The organism is Paenibacillus tepidiphilus (assembly GCF_008635795.1).
Lineage (GTDB): Bacteria > Bacillota > Bacilli > Paenibacillales > Paenibacillaceae > Paenibacillus_AQ > Paenibacillus_AQ tepidiphilus.
Genome location: NZ_VWRQ01000014.1, coordinates 151,289 through 167,455, shown reverse-complemented (window position 1 = coordinate 167,455; position 16,167 = coordinate 151,289). Strand labels below are relative to the sequence as shown.

Genomic DNA, 16,167 nt, shown 5'->3' with positions numbered 1-16,167 from the left:
ATAAAAAAGCTCCTCACTCATCATACAATAAGTTGGGGACAGGCTCAATGTCAGACAGCAAAACAGAGAACTGCCTAATTTTAGACAGAGATGCGATAATTAAGGTATATTATGCATTTTTATGTATTATTTTTGAAGGGAGGGTGTTCCTTGAAGCATGGGACTACGGTTGTAACCGAGCTTGAAAGCTATCTCCAGAGAGAGCATTTAACCATATCCAAATTTGCCGAGCAGTCCGGCCTGCACTCCGGTACACTTAGCAACATCATTAATGGCCAGCGTCCGATTTCCATGAAACAGCTGGATCAGATGACCGAGGGTATGAATCAACCGGAGGGCTATTATTACGAGCTCTTCGTCGAGAATTACATTATGAATCGGGCTGCAGATTGGCGCCGGATCGGGCCGCTGTTAAAGCGCTGCGCTGAGCTGGGGAAGCACAAGCTGATCCGCCAAGTCGTGAATCATAGTATGGAGAATTTAACGTATGCCTCTCTGCTGTTTGAAGCGGCGGAAGAATTATTCTTGGAAGGCTATAAGACAGCTGCCGAGGTCATTTATGAATGCGTGGCCGAAGGGGAACGCCTGCAGCATTCCGAACGGCTGGCGTTGTGCCGGTATAGACTGTTTACGATTGCGTTAAGCGATAATTATCAATCCAACCTTCATGCAGCTAATCAGTTCGACCCGTTTATCGAGCGGCTGGATGAAGTGGATCAATTGGATGCCATTAAGCTGATCATCGACGTGTACGGCTCGCTTCATCAGTGGGACCGGATGGAATATTGGGCGGAGCAGTTGGAGCGGAAAGGAGCGGCTCATTATCAGTATTCCTCTGTAAAAACCTCTAATAAACGTCCCATCCGAGAGGTTATATACTATATTCTTTACTCCTATTTGATGCGGGGACAGGTGTGGGAAGAACGCGGCAATTTTGTACAGGCACATTATTATAATACACTAACTGCGGATTTCAGTTGGATTAGAAAACCTTACAGCGACACAGAGACTGTTGTGATGGAGCAATTTAAAGAATGGAGTATAGCCAATGATTATCTGTTCCGTATGTTGTCCGGAGAACTAGAAATTATTCCGGCATATATAGAGTATGTCGAGAACTTGGAGAATGAAATTGCTCCAGCCCTGTTCTATATCACGCAAGCGGCTAATCGTTTTGATCTAGATATTGACGGGTTGCTTAAACGGTTCAGTGATCGGTTATGCTACCGCAATCCACAAAGCCGAATTGGAGGCTTTAATTCACAATTGATTGATGATAAGAACACCCGCTTCTTGGCCGAATTAGCCCTTTACCATTTGAGCAGAGAACGTTTTGAGACTGGATTCAGTTACTTACAGCAAAGCTTTGAATCCTCAGTACGGACTCAGAGCAACGATAATATGATGCGCTGCATTGCCTTATTTGAACGGTACCGTTCTCTCGCTTCCTCCGGGCAGAAACAACAATTTTTCGCCGATAACTTTCTGTCCTACGATTCCTGGTATTGGGGTGCAAAGTCATCGTAATCACTTGTATCAATACCCGATTAGAAAGAAGGGCTTCTCTTGAACCACGGGAATACGATTGTGACCGAACTTGAAGGCTATCTCCAGAGAGAGCATTTAACTATATCCAAATTTGCCGTTCAGTCCGGCCTGCACTCCGGCACACTCAGCAACATCATCAATGGCCAGCGCCCGATTTCCATGAAGCAACTGGATCAGATGACCGAGGCCATGGGGCTCAAGAAAGGGCACTATTATGACCAATATATTACGGATTTCATTATCAACGGGTCTGCGGATTGGCGCCGCACAGGTCCCCTGCTGCAGCAATGTGCCGAACTGGGTGACCTTGAGGCAATAAGGCGAGTGGTTAACAACATTTTGGACAACCTTACTTATTTGCCAATGCTATTCGACGCAGCTGAGAGTTTATTCGATCAAGGTCTCTACTCAGCAGCCAGCGTTATTTATAAAGGCGTAGCCGAAGGGGAACGTTTCCAGCATTCCGAACGGCTAGCATTGTGCCAATATCGGCTGTTCCATATGCAGCTTGGCGAGAATCAGGACACCAACCTCCAAGCGGCCAATCAGTTTGAGCCTTATGTGGAACGGCTGGATGAGGCGGATCAACTTGATGCGATTAAGCAGTTGGCGGATGTGCACACATCTCTGCAACGCTGGGATAAGGCGGAGGAATGGGGAAAAATACTTGGGAAAAAGGGCCGTGTTCAATACGAATACTATCATAATAAAAGAGTAGAGCAAAAACAGCTGAGTAAGCCGTTAATTTACTATACTTTATACTCATATCTGACTCTATCAAATGTATATTATGAAACCGGAAAACATGAAAAGGCATTACATTACGCTTCTCTATACGCTGAAGTGAATTGGGCTAGAACTCCCTATAGTGAAGATGAACGTGTGGTCCTGGAGCAATTTAAAGAGTGGTCCACGGCTAATATACTCTTATATCGGCTAATGTCCGGTCAAGTAGAGGCTCTACCTGAATACGTTCAATATATAAAATCTAGAGAAAACGAAATTGCTCATGCTTTATTTAATATTGTTCGGGCTGCTAACCTCTACAGATTTAACGTCGACAATATACTTGAAAGGTTTCACGAGCACATGGCTTATGGCGAGCAGTTTAGCCGTTTTGGCAGATATAAGAGCCCTCAAATTACTCAGGAAAGACGCATCCGATTTTTTGCGGAGCTGGCAGTCTATCATCTGCAAATGGAGCGTTTCGATCAGGGGTTTGACTACTTATCGCAAAGTTTCGAAGCTTCAGTACGAACTCAAAGCAAGGACAATATGATGCGCTGTGTCGGACTATTTGAAAGGTACAGGTCTCTCGCTTCTTCCGAGCAGAAAGAAAAATTCTTTGCCGATAATTTTCTTTCATACGATTTCTGGTATTGGGGTATAAAATAATCGAATGACAACCAAATACAAACTAGCATAGACCACTTCCTATATAGTGGTCTTTTTAATTTATTTATAAATAATTTCGCATAAATAAAAACAAATTCACAATTCATTCATGTGTAAATATTGACCAATGGTTCATTTTGTATAATACTGGAATAAATATAATCTTTCTGATAATTTAAGTATTGTTTGGAGAGGAGGTCTTGTTTTGAACCCTGGAGCCACGATATTAACCGAAATAGAAGATTACATAGAACGAGAGAATTTAACTATATCCAAATTTGCCGAACGTTCTGGAATGCATTCCGGAACCCTAAGCAACATTGTTAACGGAAATCGCCCAATAGCCATGCAGCAGCTAGACAAGATTACGCAAGCTATGGGGATGAACGATGGTTATTTTTACGATCTGTACATAGAATGTTATATCATTAATGGTGCAGCAGATTGGCGCCGAATTGGACCTCTCCTGCTGCGATGTGCGGAATTAAATAAATTGGAGGCAATTCATCGGGTAGTTAGCAATATTCTGGACAATTTGTTCTACTTGCCAATGTTGTTTGATACAGCCGAGGAATTATTCACACAGCAGAAATATGCCGCTGCAGAAATCATTTATAAAAGTGTGGCCGAAGGAGAACGTTTTCAGCATTCTGAACGTCTGGCCTTGTGCCACTATCGTTTATTTCATATTGCGCTAGGAGATAATCAGGAGGCCAATTTACATGCAGCCAATCAATTCGAGCCTTATGTGGAACGATTAGATGAAGAAGATCAATTGGATGCTATTAAACAATTAATTGATATGTTTACTTCACTACAAAGATGGAAGAAGGTTGATGAACTAGCACATCTTTTAGGACATAAATCGAGAGTTCAATATCAACACTTTAAGAAAAAAGAGAGCAGTCTAAGACATTCAAAACATCCTCTTATTTTCTATATCCTTTACTCATATTTGATGATTTCTATAGCGTGGAGTGAACGCGGAGACTATGAAAGAGCCTTGTATTATTGCTCATTAATCTCTGAGTTCAGTTCGGTAGAGTTCCCTACTGACCCTGCTGAAGATACAGTATTAATTCAATTCCATGAATGGAATACTGCTAATTCCTATTTGTATCGGTTTATGAGTGGAGATGTCGAGATTCTTCCCGATTATGTCATGTACGTCGAAAACCACGAATCTGAAATATTTCCTGCCCTAATAAAAATCACCCAATCCGCTAATAAATTTTCTTTAAACATTGATGATATTTTAAAAAAATTTAAAAGATATATTCCATATAACGAACAGACTAGTCGATTGGGTAAAGTAAGAAAACAATTGACCAGTACATTGCATACTTTTTTCATGAGTGAACTATCTGTCTATTATTTTACACATAAAAATTTAGATAAAGCATTTTACTATTTATTGGAAAGCTTAGAGTCATCCATTAGAATTACAAATAATTCGAACATTGTTAAATGTGTAGCATTATTTGAAAAAAACAGAGCATTAGCGACAACAGATCAAATCCAAAAATACTCTTATCATATGGGTAGCCTTTTAATGTTATGACGAAGAGAAAAATGTTTGCCACAGGTAATTCACTAATGCAATAATATAGTTATCATCCCATTATATTCTTCTCCGCCTAGCCTATAACAATTGTTAGATCGGCATAGGCAAAAAATAAAAATTTTATTTAGGAGGTGCACAAAAATAATGAAGAAACAAAAGGTTCTCTTGCTTGCAGTAATAAGCTTTATCCTATTATCAGCCCTCCCTATCGAATCAACTACGACGACAGAAAAATTGACTGTAACATATCAAACAATGCAGCATGGATCCGGTGGCGGGGGTTAAACCTCGGACAATCAATTTACAAACAGAGTATATGTACTGTAATAATATTCTACATAAAGCTTAGAGGAATTATTAGAGCCGCGCCTCCAGCGCCGCTCTTTTTCTTTTCCCGGCACATTGTCGCGCCCTCCTACTTTTGACATATTATACTAATGTACTACATAGGGAGGGAATACCATGCCAAATTACCAAGACAATCTGCGGATGAGGGTAGAAAAGGCCCGGAGAAAGCTGTATCAGACCCAGCAGCGCTACGGCCATCTGACACATCCCAAGGTGATTGAACAGTCTGTCATCCTTGACGATTTGTTAAACCAGTATACATACAAACGTCAAGCACGCTAGTGCTCATATAGAAACAATAGAGGACGAAGCTTGAAGAGAATCGGTGTTGCCATACAGCAGCTGTTATTGTGTTAGGTGGGTGTGTAGATTACTCATCCCCGCTCCCTGACCAAGGTCATGTGAAAAATACAACAGAGTCGGCAGCGCCCAAGGCTTTAAAGAATGAACCTGCGAAAGCAACTCCACTGCCTGACGGTGGTCCGTTACGTTGTCGCAGGCATAAGAAAATGTGAAATAAGGTGCACTGGGTCTTTTAGCAGTGAGGCACTGCGCATATACCTCAACTCAACCCAACTCAGTTCACCTTACCTCACTCGAAACTCAAAAACTCAAAACTCTATTAAAACAAAAGCGATCCGGGCGAACGGAGATTGATTAATTGAAAGATATGTCGCCCGGGTCAGGAAGTGCCGCACCTCTTACTCCTACAGCGAGATCTGCTTTACTGTTTTCCCCGCAAAATCCTTGATCGTAAACTCGCCGTTCTCCAGTATAGCGTAGGAGTTAGGATTGTTCTCCTTAGGCAGGGAGATGGAGCCAGGATTCAGCACAATGATGCCGTCCTTGACATCAGCCACCGGCAGGTGGGTATGTCCCTGGATGAAGATGTCTCCGGCACTCAGCGCAGGCAGGTTGTCGATGCTGAAGCCGTGGCCGTGGGTGGCGTAGATTTTGCGGCCCTCGTGGAGAATCAGCACGTAGTCGCCCATCATTGGAAATTGCAGCAGCATCTGGTCCACCTCGGCGTCGCAGTTGCCTCTGACGGCCACCAGCGATTTGCCGTAGGCATTGAGTCTGGCCGCTACGCCTTGCGGGTCATAACCGTCCGGCAGCGGATTCCGCGGGCCGTGGTACAGGAAGTCTCCCAGAATAACCAGCGTATGCGGCTGCTCCTGCTCCGCCTTCTCCAGCGCCTTCTCCAGCCAGTGCAGCGAGCCGTGGATGTCGGAAATAAACATCAACTTCATGTGCAGTTCTCCTTTAATCTGTATTCAGTTAAACTGGTCTCCACTCGTACCTGCCCGGGGCGCTATAAGTTAGTCCCTTGATATGAATCACCGTCAGTGCGGTACAGGTAAAAAGACTCTCATCAAACACAGTCAAGTTAAAGCCTTTCTCGTCTTGATTCATTGTGCTGACATACTCGATCCCAGCGTACTCTCTTTGTCCTTCTTCATTCTTGATGCTTTTTATAAAATCAGTAATGTACTGAGTGGGTAAATAATCCAGATGACTATCCTGGCGCCTGAGTGGCTTAGCAATCTCCCGATTAATTTTCTCCAAATGCCTCTTATTGATGGCATGCTGGGTAGCGTTCAGTTCTGAGAAGGCGCTAATCCTGTTAATTGCCGTTAAATCAACAATATTGATGTCCTCGTTCAATTCGAACCTTCCCACTGTTACATAATCATGTGCTCCGGCTCTAACCTCCTTCAGAGTCGTCATTACCTCATCGGACAGATATAAATGGCTGATCCCCTCAGGATTTGCTCTACCCGCACTTGCCATTCCTGGTGGGGGAGCATACATTTGATCAGCAGGAAACCCCAGCTTGTCCGAAATTCTGGCCCTATAAAAGACACTGCCGACCGGATAAATCTTCTTCACGTAGGAGCAGAAGATTTGCAACACCTCTTCATTCAGGTGATCGGTATGAAAACGGTTCTGCGTCTTGATTGCTTCCACGAAGTCTTCCCAGTGATAGGTTTTAAGAAGGGAGTTCTCATCAAGATAACTCCGCTGCTCCGATTGTAGAATCCCAATAGGGGCATCGAACAACTCCGGTATGCTTCTGTATCGTTCCCGGCAAATACAGGTAACCAAACTGTATATGGTATTAGGATCAAGATTGAAGATATTCCAGCTATCATGCAGTTCATGTTTCAGCAGGCTTAAATTTCCTCTTGGGAATTCTTCCGGCAAACTGCTTACCGGGGTATATGCACTCAGTAGGGTTTCAAATACCTCGGTCAACTCATCATCCGTCTCCGTATCGTAAATGTAGACATTCAAGTTTCCGCAAGTTGTGCATCGACCCAGCCTCTGCAATCGTCTAATAATCGACTTCACTTCAATGTCCCTGAAGCATTCCGTGCAACAGATCATATTACAACACCTCGTCCAAGTATCGGGATACGAGCTCAAGATGATGCATAATAGAAAGCTTCTTTACAATTCCCAGACCGGGATAAGTCCCCGCCTCAAAATGCCCCACCAACTGGTCTATGCCGTAAGTCCTTACATTTACCTCCCTATACCACGCCGCCAATTTCGTAACCGCTTCATAGAACTTGCCTGCGGGGTCATTGAGGTCCTCGTTGGAATCCGAAACAAAATGTTTAATTCGCAAATTGCGTAATTCATCAAAGTAAACAATATGTATCGCAATGGCAAAAGGAGCGAATCCCGATTCAGTATACGGTCTGCCCACAATGGAGTAGTCCGAGAAGCCAATGTAGTTCTCATCCGCAAAATAAATGTGATCCTCCGAGAAGAACTCATCTTCCGTCTTCAAGTAGTCTACATTACGCAGTTGTTTGGTAAACTTATCATCCAGAAGCACCCTGTTAGCTTTTAATTTTCGCCTGAATGCACTGTCGCCGGGAATCAGATGATATCTGGAAGGCTGATCATTCAAATGCTGCCCATAGAAGTCCAACACATCCCTGTTCTCGCAAATAATCAACAGGTCTTCCTGCACCACCCCTAAGGGGGTGAGCTGCGCAAGTTCAGTTTGGGATTGATGATTTAGTATGTGGGCTTTAATAATGACTTGGTTTGACAGGAGGCGTTCATAAGCTTCTCTGAGCGGAGAGCCGGCCAATTGCTCCAGTTCGTCCGCAAACGATCCTACCTTGGGGTTATGGATGACAGCAATCGGCCTTTCTCTGGAGGCAAAGTACTCCAAGGCTTTAATTAAGGTAGCAGATAATTTAAGCGGTTCAACGATCGGAATTACATGTTCGCCGATACATTCACGTTCCAACAGTTCGCGCAGAGCCAATAATTCATATTGCCGGCCTCTCAAATACGGAAAGTACATTCACGATCAACCTCCAAATTTTTTCGCCAGGAAAGCATTCAGCTTGAAGTAATCTTCCTTTTTAAAATTTGAAAAATAAACCGAAAATTTCATTTCGTAGGGCACAAGGGCTTGAAAAGCCTCTGAGTCTATGGTAACCCTGCGCTTTAACTCTAACAACATATACCGATAGGCCAGCTCTATGGGAATCTTACGAAACTGTTCACAACATGCTTTGTAGTAATGTACTTGCTCCGTGACAGGAAGCTCATGGAAATGTCTGAGCAGAATGCTCTCGAACTCCTGCTTCCGCAGCATCTTAAACATCGTTCTGTAGTCCAATTTCGACCCGTCAGCAATTGGCGGCTTGCGAAGACTTAAAGTGTTGCGCTGAGTCAGAATATAAATACCAACTGAAGTTTGCTCCAAAATCTTAAATACGCGCTTATAGTTGGATTCGCAGGTTACAACACAGACATTATCGAAGCCCTTGTAGTAATCATTCAATTGACTCTCCAGCCGGTCAAGGTTGTCCAGCTCTGTTTTGATCTCGTATACCACTGCCTTACCGTTGATCAATACAAAATCGGCTTTGGATTTATGGACAAGAACCTCTGTCAGAGCTGTAGTTGTCTTCAAACTATGTCTGCCGAGCAGCAATTTATTTAATAGTGTATTTTTATAGAAATATTCATTTCGATAATTTTTGGTTATGATATTGTATACATCGCCTATTACCTTTTTATTGGTAACGCCCCCGGGATTACCCAAGTATCTGTCGACAGTCGCAGTATAGGCCTCATTGGTAAGATCATTAGTCCAATCACTTATGGAACTCCGCGAGAAGAAACGGTTAAGAACCATATTATTTGTATCCATAGCAAACCCTCTTTCAAAGCCATCACTTATGCTACAACAATCATAATATGATTCCGTTCTCCAAACAACAATTCTACTAAATAATCCCATGTAAATCCTGTTGCTTGCTTTTACAATTAAAATTAAAACGGACGCCCTCAGAAGGCGCCCGCACCGGGTTCTTCCCGGCTGTGTTCTTTATTAAATAAGTATAGTACTCAAGGCAAATTCGACGAGCCCATCAGATAACGGTCCACCTCGCGGGCCGTCTCGCGGCCCTCATGGATCGCCCAGACGACAAGGCTCTGGCCGCGGCGGATATCACCGGCGGCGAAGACGCCTTCCACGCTTGTAGCCATGGCTCCAAGCTCAGCCTTGACGTTCGAGCGTTCATCACGCTCCACGCCAAGCTGATCCAGCAGCGCTTCCTCGGGTCCGGTAAAGCCCAGCGCGAGCAGCACGAGCTGTGCCGGAATGACCTCTTCGCTGCCCGGTACTTCCTGCATGATCATCCGGCCTTCGGCATTCCGCACCCACTCGATGCGGACCGTGTGCAACTCCTGCACCTGTCCGCCGTCGTCGCCGACGAACCGCTTGGTGGAGACCAGATAACGGCGCGGGTCCTCCTGATAAAGGGCTTCCGCCTCCTGCTGGCCGTAGTCCACCTTCAGCACCTTCGGATATTCCGGCCAAGGGTTGCTGGCCTGACGGCTGAGCGGCGCCTGCGGCATGATCTCCAGTTGGATCACGCTCTTGCAGCCATGGCGGATCGAAGTGGCCACACAGTCGGTGCCGGTATCGCCGCCGCCGATGACAACTACATCCTTGCCTGCCGCCGAGATGTACTCACCGTCCGCCAGCTCCGAATCAAGCAGGCTCTTCGTATTCAGCGTGAGGAATTCCATCGCCTGATAAATTCCCCCCAGCTCACGGCCTTCCACCGGCAGATCGCGTGCCTTGGTGGAGCCGCCGCAGAGCACCACCGCATCATGTTCTTCCTGAAGCTGAGCTGCCGGGATATCCTTGCCGATCTCGGTACGCGTAACGAAGGTAACGCCTTCTGCAGCAAGTAAATCCACCCGTCGCTGCACCTTGGCCTTGTCGAGCTTCATATTCGGGATACCGTACGTGAGGAGTCCGCCGATCCGGTCAGCACGTTCATAGACGGTAACGCTGTGCCCCGCCTTATTCAGCTGTGCGGCGCAGGCGAGACCGGCCGGGCCGGAGCCTACAACCGCTACCTTCTTGCCGGTGCGATTCTGCGGCGGCTCGGGTACAATCCAGCCTTCGGCGAAGCCACGGTCGACGATGGCTTTCTCAATCGACTTGATCGTAACCGGCTTGCCATGCAGCCCTACCGTGCAGGCTCCTTCACAAGGCGCAGGACAGACGCGTCCTGTGAACTCAGGGAAATTATTCGTCTTATGCAGACGCTTCAAGGCAACCTCCCAGTTGCCCTTATATACCATGTCGTTCCATTCGGGAATCAAATTGTGCAGCGGGCAGCCGGAAGCCATCCCGGAGAGCAGACGTCCCACATGGCAGAACGGAGTTCCGCAGTCCATGCAGCGCGCCCCTTGCTCCTTCAATTTCTCCTCATCGAGAGGCACCGCAAATTCATTCCAGTTCTTAATCCGCTGCAAAGGCTCGCACTCCGCAGGAGTCTGCCGTTGATATTCCAAAAATCCGGTTGCTTTACCCATTCCTGTCATCCTCCGAGTCTCTCTGATTGGCCGCCGGGAACCCCGGAAGGCGGTATTCTTCCCCACAATACCTCCGGGCAAGTAGCACCGGCTACCGATGCGCCACTGTGAAGCAGCGAAGCAATCAGCTGCCGCAAGACGCGGACAACGTCCTGGACGGGCCCTTCACATACACGGAATTGGGGAATAAATGCCTTCATATTACCATCTATACCCCGGGCCGGACGTGAGCTATGTCACCTTTTGCGGCAGAAAACGCACTCTATTATGAGGATTCTTTCCCTTTGACAATATTATAGAAAGCGCAGAACATTCCGAACAGAAGCCCGGTGACGGGGAAGATGACCCAATTGATATGCCATGAGCCAAACACAAACCCGCTGACCAGAAAAATGCAGGTCGCCAGCGGCCAGACAACGGCGGCAACCGCCCCGATGACCCGTTCTTCCTCCTTCTGCAACTTGGCGGCCTTCGGCTTCTTCAGCAGCACGGTGTGGCTCTCCTTGATGTTGCCATAGTAGACGAACAGGAACACGGCCACAGCGACAATCTCCAGCAGCGCGATCACAGCGTAAGAGGTAGCGCTGTCGCCAAACGCCGAGGCTGCAAACACCGGAATAACGGACAGGATACATAGACATACGCCTAAGATCAGCGACAACGTATAGGTCGGTGCAAAAGCGGCCTGTCTCCGCTCGACTTCCAGCTTCATGTGGTAAGGCAGTTCAAAGCCGGCTTGCAGATAGCTGTATTTCTCCTGCTTCATCCCGCTGTAGATGAACATGCCGACCGCAGGCACAAGCAGGAGGAACATGGCAACCAGCCCCAGCATATTGCCGGCATCCTCGGAAGCAAAAGAACCGAACCATCCGTTTTCCACCAGTGTATTGAACAGAATCATCAGCGAAATGCCGGTCAGGCAGAGGGCTACACCGATGCCGGTGAAGAGGCCCGTTCTTTTTTTGACAGACATATAGCCTGCAGCTTCTTCCTCGGAGAGCAGCGGGAACAGGTCTTCTTCGCTCACAGGGGAGATTCCCAGCTCCGCAGCCAATTCCTCAATGTTGCCGAATTCGGAAATCACGATGCCGACCGCTTCATTCTCACTCTTGCCCTCCTGCTTCAGTTCGTAATATTTCTCCTCCATACCGGCCAGCAGATCCTGCTTCAGCTTGAACGTCTGCTCGGTCCTCGGCAATGCGGCGAACATATTATTCAGATAGCTCATAATGGTATCCATCTGCATCACAGCTCCCTTATAAATTTGCTGACGACTTCCTGCGTCAATTTCCACTCTTCGCATTTCTCCCGGTAATAGGCACGGCCCAGTGGAGTGATGCGATAATAGGTCCGTCTCTTTCCGAACGTCTCATCCATGAAAAAAGAATCAATAAATCCGTTCTTCTCCAGCCGGGTAAAGGCCGAATACAATGTGGTCTCCTTCATGATGTACTTCTCCTCCGACAGCATCCTGATTCTCTTCGAGATTTCATAACCATAGGATTCGCCGTCCAGGAGCAGGGAGAGAATGATCGTGTCATTGTAACCGCGTATGACATCACTGCTGATCAATACGGAACGCCTCCTCAAACAAGGGTACTGCCGCCAAAATTACTTCATCTGTCGTAGTAACTGCATTGTAGCATAATTACTACGACAGGTGAAGTAGTTAATGGAAATTTAGGCCAACGGTTTCGTTGTATACGCTAATGCAAATTAAAAAAAGCCCTGCGACTCAGGAGGCGCATTGGCGCTCCCCCTGTCCCAGGGCTGTCATTTACAATTATCGATTCCGCATGATTACCGTTGTTTCCGGATCTTCCACCATTTATAGCCTTCTGCCGCGATATCCGCCAGCGTGATGATCAATATGATATAAATCAGATTATCCGTTACCGTATCCCAGACCGTACCTATCGTCTCCAGCGCTTCGCCGCTGGTTACAAGCCCGGTGCTCTGCACCTGCATCAGAAAGTCCGGATTCCAGAATCCGGGCTTCTGCAGCATAATGGCCGCAAACCCCAGGCCCAGAAGGCTATAGATCACATGATAGGCCAATAATCCGGCCGTCCGTCTGCGGACGATGATCTTCCATATCTCTTTCAGCACACCCAGCGCACCCAGTATGGCGATGAACGGCAGGAACCTGTCGAGCGCGCCGGGACTGATGAAGGAGACCAGCTGCAAGGGCGAATCCTCGCCATGCCGCAAGTATACTCCAATCAGCTCTGATCCGAACAGGAACAGCACCGTGAAGATCACCGTGAAAAAAATACCCGCCACCGGCTCCGACAGCTTGATACGCTCACGCTGCGAAGGAACCGGCGGCAAATCACGCGGACTCCATTCCGGCTGCGCTGCGGCCGGGCTTCCTTCCTTGCTGTGAAGATTATATTCATAGAAGGCGAACCCCGCCGTTACCCAGAAGAACGCCTGACCCGCAGTGGTGAACAGCGTGGCCAAGTATTCCGCAAATTGATCCACGACCGGCTTCTTATCCACAATAAGCTCGATGGCGAACACCACGGTCATCGCCAGCAGTGTGGCGGCAATGACAATCTTCAGCGTAGACAGGTAGGAATCGAAATAAGCTGGCCCGATCAGATAACGCTCTCGGCCCCGGTACTTAGCCGCCATGCGGACAGGAGAGCCGAGCTCCAGCAGCACCTGCTCTACATCACCGGCCGAAGGCCGGCCGCCTTCCAGACGCTCCTCCAGCATATCTTCGATCAGGCCCCGCAGCTCCTTGCGGATATCCTCCCTCTGCCCTTCGGGCAGCCGCTGGATCACAGCATAAATATAGCGGTCAATCATCTCCATGGTTGTTATCCCCCTTCATCCCCGATAATGTGCTTCATGCTTGCCGTCAGCGCACGCCACTCGCGGCACAGCCCTTCATATACCTCATGTCCAAAGGCGGTTAGCTGGTAATACTTGCGCGGCCGAGCCTCATTCGTATCCCAGCTGCTGCTCAGCAGCTCCTGCTTCTCCAGCCTGCGGAGCAGGGGATAGAGGGTTCCGGGATCGACGGCGATCCCCTTCTCCTCCAGTACGGTTACCAGCGAGTACCCGTACTGTGCCTCTGTCAGTTGACTTAAGACCCCAATGATGATCGTTCCCCGTCTCAGCTCGCTTAATATCCCTTGAATCGTTTCTTGTACGTCTGCCATATCATCAACTCCTGCTTATAATATACTGTACGCCACACACTATTGTAAATAGACCATTATAGTTTTATCCAAAATATTCTTCCTCGTCATGCTTGTGTTGTTAAGCGCTCTGCCAAACAGCAAAAAGACCAACCAGAATACTCTGGTTGGCCAAAGGTAAAGTACAGTCAATTAAATTAGGGTAGCCAATACAACCATACCAATGCCGTTCATCTTCAGCCTACCTCCGGAAATTTCCGGCTGCAGCTCCTCACCGAAGATACACTGCCAGTCACCAAGTGCAGGCAATGTCAGCTCTGTACCGTCCTGATTTGAGTTATACAGAACATAAAGATGCTCTGCAGATTCGCCGCCGGCATGATTGCGCAGCGTGTAAGCGATGGCTCCGGCAGGCGCCTTCTCGAATACCAGCGAGTTGCGAATATCCTCGCCGCTGCGCAGGCGGAACGCCGGATGGGCGCGGCGGAGTGCGATCAGCGACTTCATGTAAGCCACGTCCTCGGCATGCTCCGCGCAGCGCTCCCAATCCAGCCAATTGACCTCAATCGGCGATTTGTAGCTGTTCTCGACGCCGCCTTTGGTCCGCATAAATTCTTGGCCGGCATGCAGGAACGGAATGCCCTGGCTGGTCAGCACCATGGCGGAGGCCAGACGGTGCATGGCCCGGCGCTGCGCGTCGGTTGCACCCGGCGTGGACATGGCAATCTTGTCCCACAGCGTATGGTTGTCGTGGCATTCCATATAATTCACGCTCTGCTGCGGCTCCTCTGCGAACTGGGTGGCGGTAATGCCCGCTTTGACCGTACGGTCCAGGCCGCCTTTGCCGCTGATGAATCCCGGTTCGTTGAAGCGGAAGATATTCCCCTTCACCGCATCGCGGTAGCTGTCGTTGAAATGCCCGATGCGGGGCAAGGCCTGCGCGTTGTTCTGGTTGGCCCGGCGGTCCTCCGCAAGCTCGGTCTCCATGACCCAGCCCTCGCCGATCGTGATCAGACTCGGATCAATCTCATCCAGCCGGCGGCGTACCTCCTGCATCGTCTCCACGTCCATCAGGCCCATCAGGTCGAAGCGGAAGCCGTCGAAATGGTATTCCTTCGCCCAATAGATAACCGATTCGACAATGAAGCGCGACAGCATCTTCCGCTCGGTGGCAGCGTCATTCCCGCAGCCAGAGCCGTTCGACAGCCGGCCGTCCGGAAGATAGCGCACATAGTAGCCTGGAACAAGCTTGGCGAAGTTGACCCGGTAGCCGTCATAGAAATGGTTATACACCACGTCCATAATGACGCGCAGACCGCGGTCATGCAGCGCCTGAATCATCGTCTTCATCTCCCGGATACGCGCTGCGGGAGCATACGGATCGGAGGCGTAGGAGCCTTCCGGTACGTTGTAATTCTTGGGATCGTAGCCCCAATTGTATTGCGGTTCGTTGAGCCGGGTCTCATCGACGCTTTCGGTTGCGTAATCGTAGACAGGCAGCAGCTGTACGTGGGTCACACCCAGGTCAACAATGTGATCCAGCCCTGTCTTGATGCCGCCGGGCCCGCGCGTTCCGTCCTCGGCAAGTCCAAGGTATTGTCCCTTCTGGGAAATCCCGCTGGCCGGGTGCAGCGATAGATCGCGCAGATGCAGCTCATAGATCACTGCATCCACCGGGTCCGCGAACGGCGGCTTGTCGTCCGTCCAGCGCTGCGGATCAGTCTTGCGCAGATCGAGAATACAGCCTCTGTCGCCGTTGACAGCGACGGCCCGAGCGTACGGATCGGCTGCTTCGTTCCACTGTTCCCCGATGCGTACGCGGTAGGTATAGAGCTTGCCTTCCAGATCGCCGTTGACCGTCAATCTCCAGGTCCCCCGCACATCACGGACCAGCGGGATATGCTGTCCCTCTGCCTCATCCCAAGTATTATAAAGCACGACCTCCGCCTCTTGGGCGGTCGGCGCCCATAAACAAAAAACGGAACCGGACGGTGTATAGGTTACACCCAGATCGTCCCCTTCATAACTGAACAGTTCGTCAAACGCTTGGTCGGACACGGAAACTCCGCCGGTCGCCGCAGGATCACCGTAATGAATCGGTTCATTCATTTCCTTCTGTACTGACAAGGCCCCTGTCTCCTTTACCCTATGATATAAGAAATTATATCTTATTCAGCGATTTATGCAAACGTTTGTATTCGATTTTTTTGCCATTTTTATGTCATTTCATTGGTTAAACCGGAGGGCTGTATAAAAAAACGGCCACCGCTGCACACAGTGCAGCAGAAGCCGTGAATT

Annotated in this window: 15 protein-coding genes; 5 read left to right on the top strand and 10 right to left on the bottom strand. The window is 48.5% G+C overall.

Translation table 11 applies throughout. From position 1 onward, the window contains the following. The first annotated feature begins 291 nt into the window (after positions 1-291). From F1379_RS18510 to F1379_RS18495, 5 genes are all read left to right on the top strand, one after another. Positions 292-1,527 (top strand): transcriptional regulator, encoded by a 1,236-nt coding sequence (locus tag F1379_RS18510; RefSeq protein WP_150272529.1) that lies wholly within the window; start codon positions 292-294, stop codon positions 1,525-1,527. A gap of 39 nt (positions 1,528-1,566) precedes the next feature. Continuing rightward, positions 1,567-2,943 carry a helix-turn-helix domain-containing protein gene (locus F1379_RS18505; RefSeq protein WP_150272527.1) on the top strand — a complete coding sequence of 459 codons (1,377 nt, stop codon included), beginning with the start codon at positions 1,567-1,569 and terminating at the stop codon, positions 2,941-2,943. Positions 2,944-3,148: 205 nt separating this feature from the next. Further along, positions 3,149-4,504, top strand: coding sequence for a helix-turn-helix domain-containing protein (locus F1379_RS18500; protein ID WP_162551208.1), 1,356 nt, complete (start codon positions 3,149-3,151; stop codon positions 4,502-4,504). A gap of 147 nt (positions 4,505-4,651) precedes the next feature. Beyond that, positions 4,652-4,792: a hypothetical protein gene (locus F1379_RS29800; protein WP_162551207.1), complete on the top strand. Its 141-nt coding sequence runs from the start codon at positions 4,652-4,654 to the stop codon at positions 4,790-4,792. A 177-nt stretch (positions 4,793-4,969) separates the two neighbouring features. Next, complete coding sequence (locus tag F1379_RS18495) at positions 4,970-5,137, top strand: aspartyl-phosphate phosphatase Spo0E family protein (protein WP_150272523.1); 168 nt, start codon at positions 4,970-4,972, stop codon at positions 5,135-5,137. Between the two features lie 425 nt (positions 5,138-5,562). Here the strand turns inward: F1379_RS18495 and yfcE are convergent, their stop codons facing one another. From yfcE to pulA, 10 genes are all read right to left on the bottom strand, one after another. Next, positions 5,563-6,105 (bottom strand): phosphodiesterase, encoded by a 543-nt coding sequence (gene yfcE / locus F1379_RS18490; protein WP_150272521.1) that lies wholly within the window; start codon positions 6,103-6,105, stop codon positions 5,563-5,565. Between the two features lie 28 nt (positions 6,106-6,133). Continuing rightward, positions 6,134-7,111 (bottom strand): RES family NAD+ phosphorylase, encoded by a 978-nt coding sequence (locus tag F1379_RS18485; RefSeq protein WP_239004729.1) that lies wholly within the window; start codon positions 7,109-7,111, stop codon positions 6,134-6,136. Positions 7,112-7,244: 133 nt separating this feature from the next. Further along, positions 7,245-8,180, bottom strand: a complete 936-nt coding sequence (locus tag F1379_RS18480; RefSeq protein WP_150272516.1) for a sce7725 family protein — start codon at positions 8,178-8,180, stop codon at positions 7,245-7,247. A 6-nt stretch (positions 8,181-8,186) separates the two neighbouring features. After that, on the bottom strand, positions 8,187-9,038 hold the full coding sequence (locus F1379_RS18475; protein WP_150272514.1) for a sce7726 family protein: 852 nt from the start codon (positions 9,036-9,038) through the stop codon (positions 8,187-8,189). Between the two features lie 197 nt (positions 9,039-9,235). Further along, positions 9,236-10,720: a glutamate synthase subunit beta gene (locus F1379_RS18470; protein WP_150272511.1), complete on the bottom strand. Its 1,485-nt coding sequence runs from the start codon at positions 10,718-10,720 to the stop codon at positions 9,236-9,238. 265 nt (positions 10,721-10,985) lie between these two features. Further along, positions 10,986-11,960: a permease prefix domain 1-containing protein gene (locus F1379_RS18465; RefSeq protein WP_150272509.1), complete on the bottom strand. Its 975-nt coding sequence runs from the start codon at positions 11,958-11,960 to the stop codon at positions 10,986-10,988. Positions 11,961-11,965: 5 nt separating this feature from the next. Further along, positions 11,966-12,292, bottom strand: a complete 327-nt coding sequence (locus tag F1379_RS18460) for a PadR family transcriptional regulator (RefSeq protein ID WP_150272507.1) — start codon at positions 12,290-12,292, stop codon at positions 11,966-11,968. Between the two features lie 228 nt (positions 12,293-12,520). Beyond that, complete coding sequence (locus F1379_RS18455) at positions 12,521-13,540, bottom strand: HAAS signaling domain-containing protein (RefSeq protein ID WP_150272505.1); 1,020 nt, start codon at positions 13,538-13,540, stop codon at positions 12,521-12,523. Between the two features lie 5 nt (positions 13,541-13,545). Beyond that, positions 13,546-13,890: a PadR family transcriptional regulator gene (locus F1379_RS18450; protein WP_150272503.1), complete on the bottom strand. Its 345-nt coding sequence runs from the start codon at positions 13,888-13,890 to the stop codon at positions 13,546-13,548. A gap of 171 nt (positions 13,891-14,061) precedes the next feature. After that, positions 14,062-15,996 (bottom strand): type I pullulanase, encoded by a 1,935-nt coding sequence (gene pulA / locus F1379_RS18445; protein WP_150272501.1) that lies wholly within the window; start codon positions 15,994-15,996, stop codon positions 14,062-14,064. Between the last annotated feature and the right edge of the window lie 171 nt (positions 15,997-16,167).

Bases quoted from the DNA above. Each gene is read 5' to 3' on its own strand.
- F1379_RS18510 (WP_150272529.1), top strand. From the start codon at position 292: ATGAAACAGCTGGATCAGATGACCGAGGGTATGAATCAACCGGAGGGC.
- F1379_RS29800 (WP_162551207.1), top strand. From the start codon at position 4,652: ATGAAGAAACAAAAGGTTCTCTTGCTTGCAGTAATAAGCTTTATCCTA.
- F1379_RS18495 (WP_150272523.1), top strand. From the start codon at position 4,970: ATGCCAAATTACCAAGACAATCTGCGGATGAGGGTAGAAAAGGCCCGG.
- yfcE (WP_150272521.1), bottom strand. From the start codon at position 6,105: ATGAAGTTGATGTTTATTTCCGACATCCACGGCTCGCTGCACTGGCTG.
- F1379_RS18480 (WP_150272516.1), bottom strand. From the start codon at position 8,180: ATGTACTTTCCGTATTTGAGAGGCCGGCAATATGAATTATTGGCTCTG.
- F1379_RS18475 (WP_150272514.1), bottom strand. From the start codon at position 9,038: ATGGATACAAATAATATGGTTCTTAACCGTTTCTTCTCGCGGAGTTCC.
- F1379_RS18470 (WP_150272511.1), bottom strand. From the start codon at position 10,720: ATGGGTAAAGCAACCGGATTTTTGGAATATCAACGGCAGACTCCTGCG.
- F1379_RS18465 (WP_150272509.1), bottom strand. From the start codon at position 11,960: ATGGATACCATTATGAGCTATCTGAATAATATGTTCGCCGCATTGCCG.
- F1379_RS18455 (WP_150272505.1), bottom strand. From the start codon at position 13,540: ATGGAGATGATTGACCGCTATATTTATGCTGTGATCCAGCGGCTGCCC.
- F1379_RS18450 (WP_150272503.1), bottom strand. From the start codon at position 13,890: ATGGCAGACGTACAAGAAACGATTCAAGGGATATTAAGCGAGCTGAGA.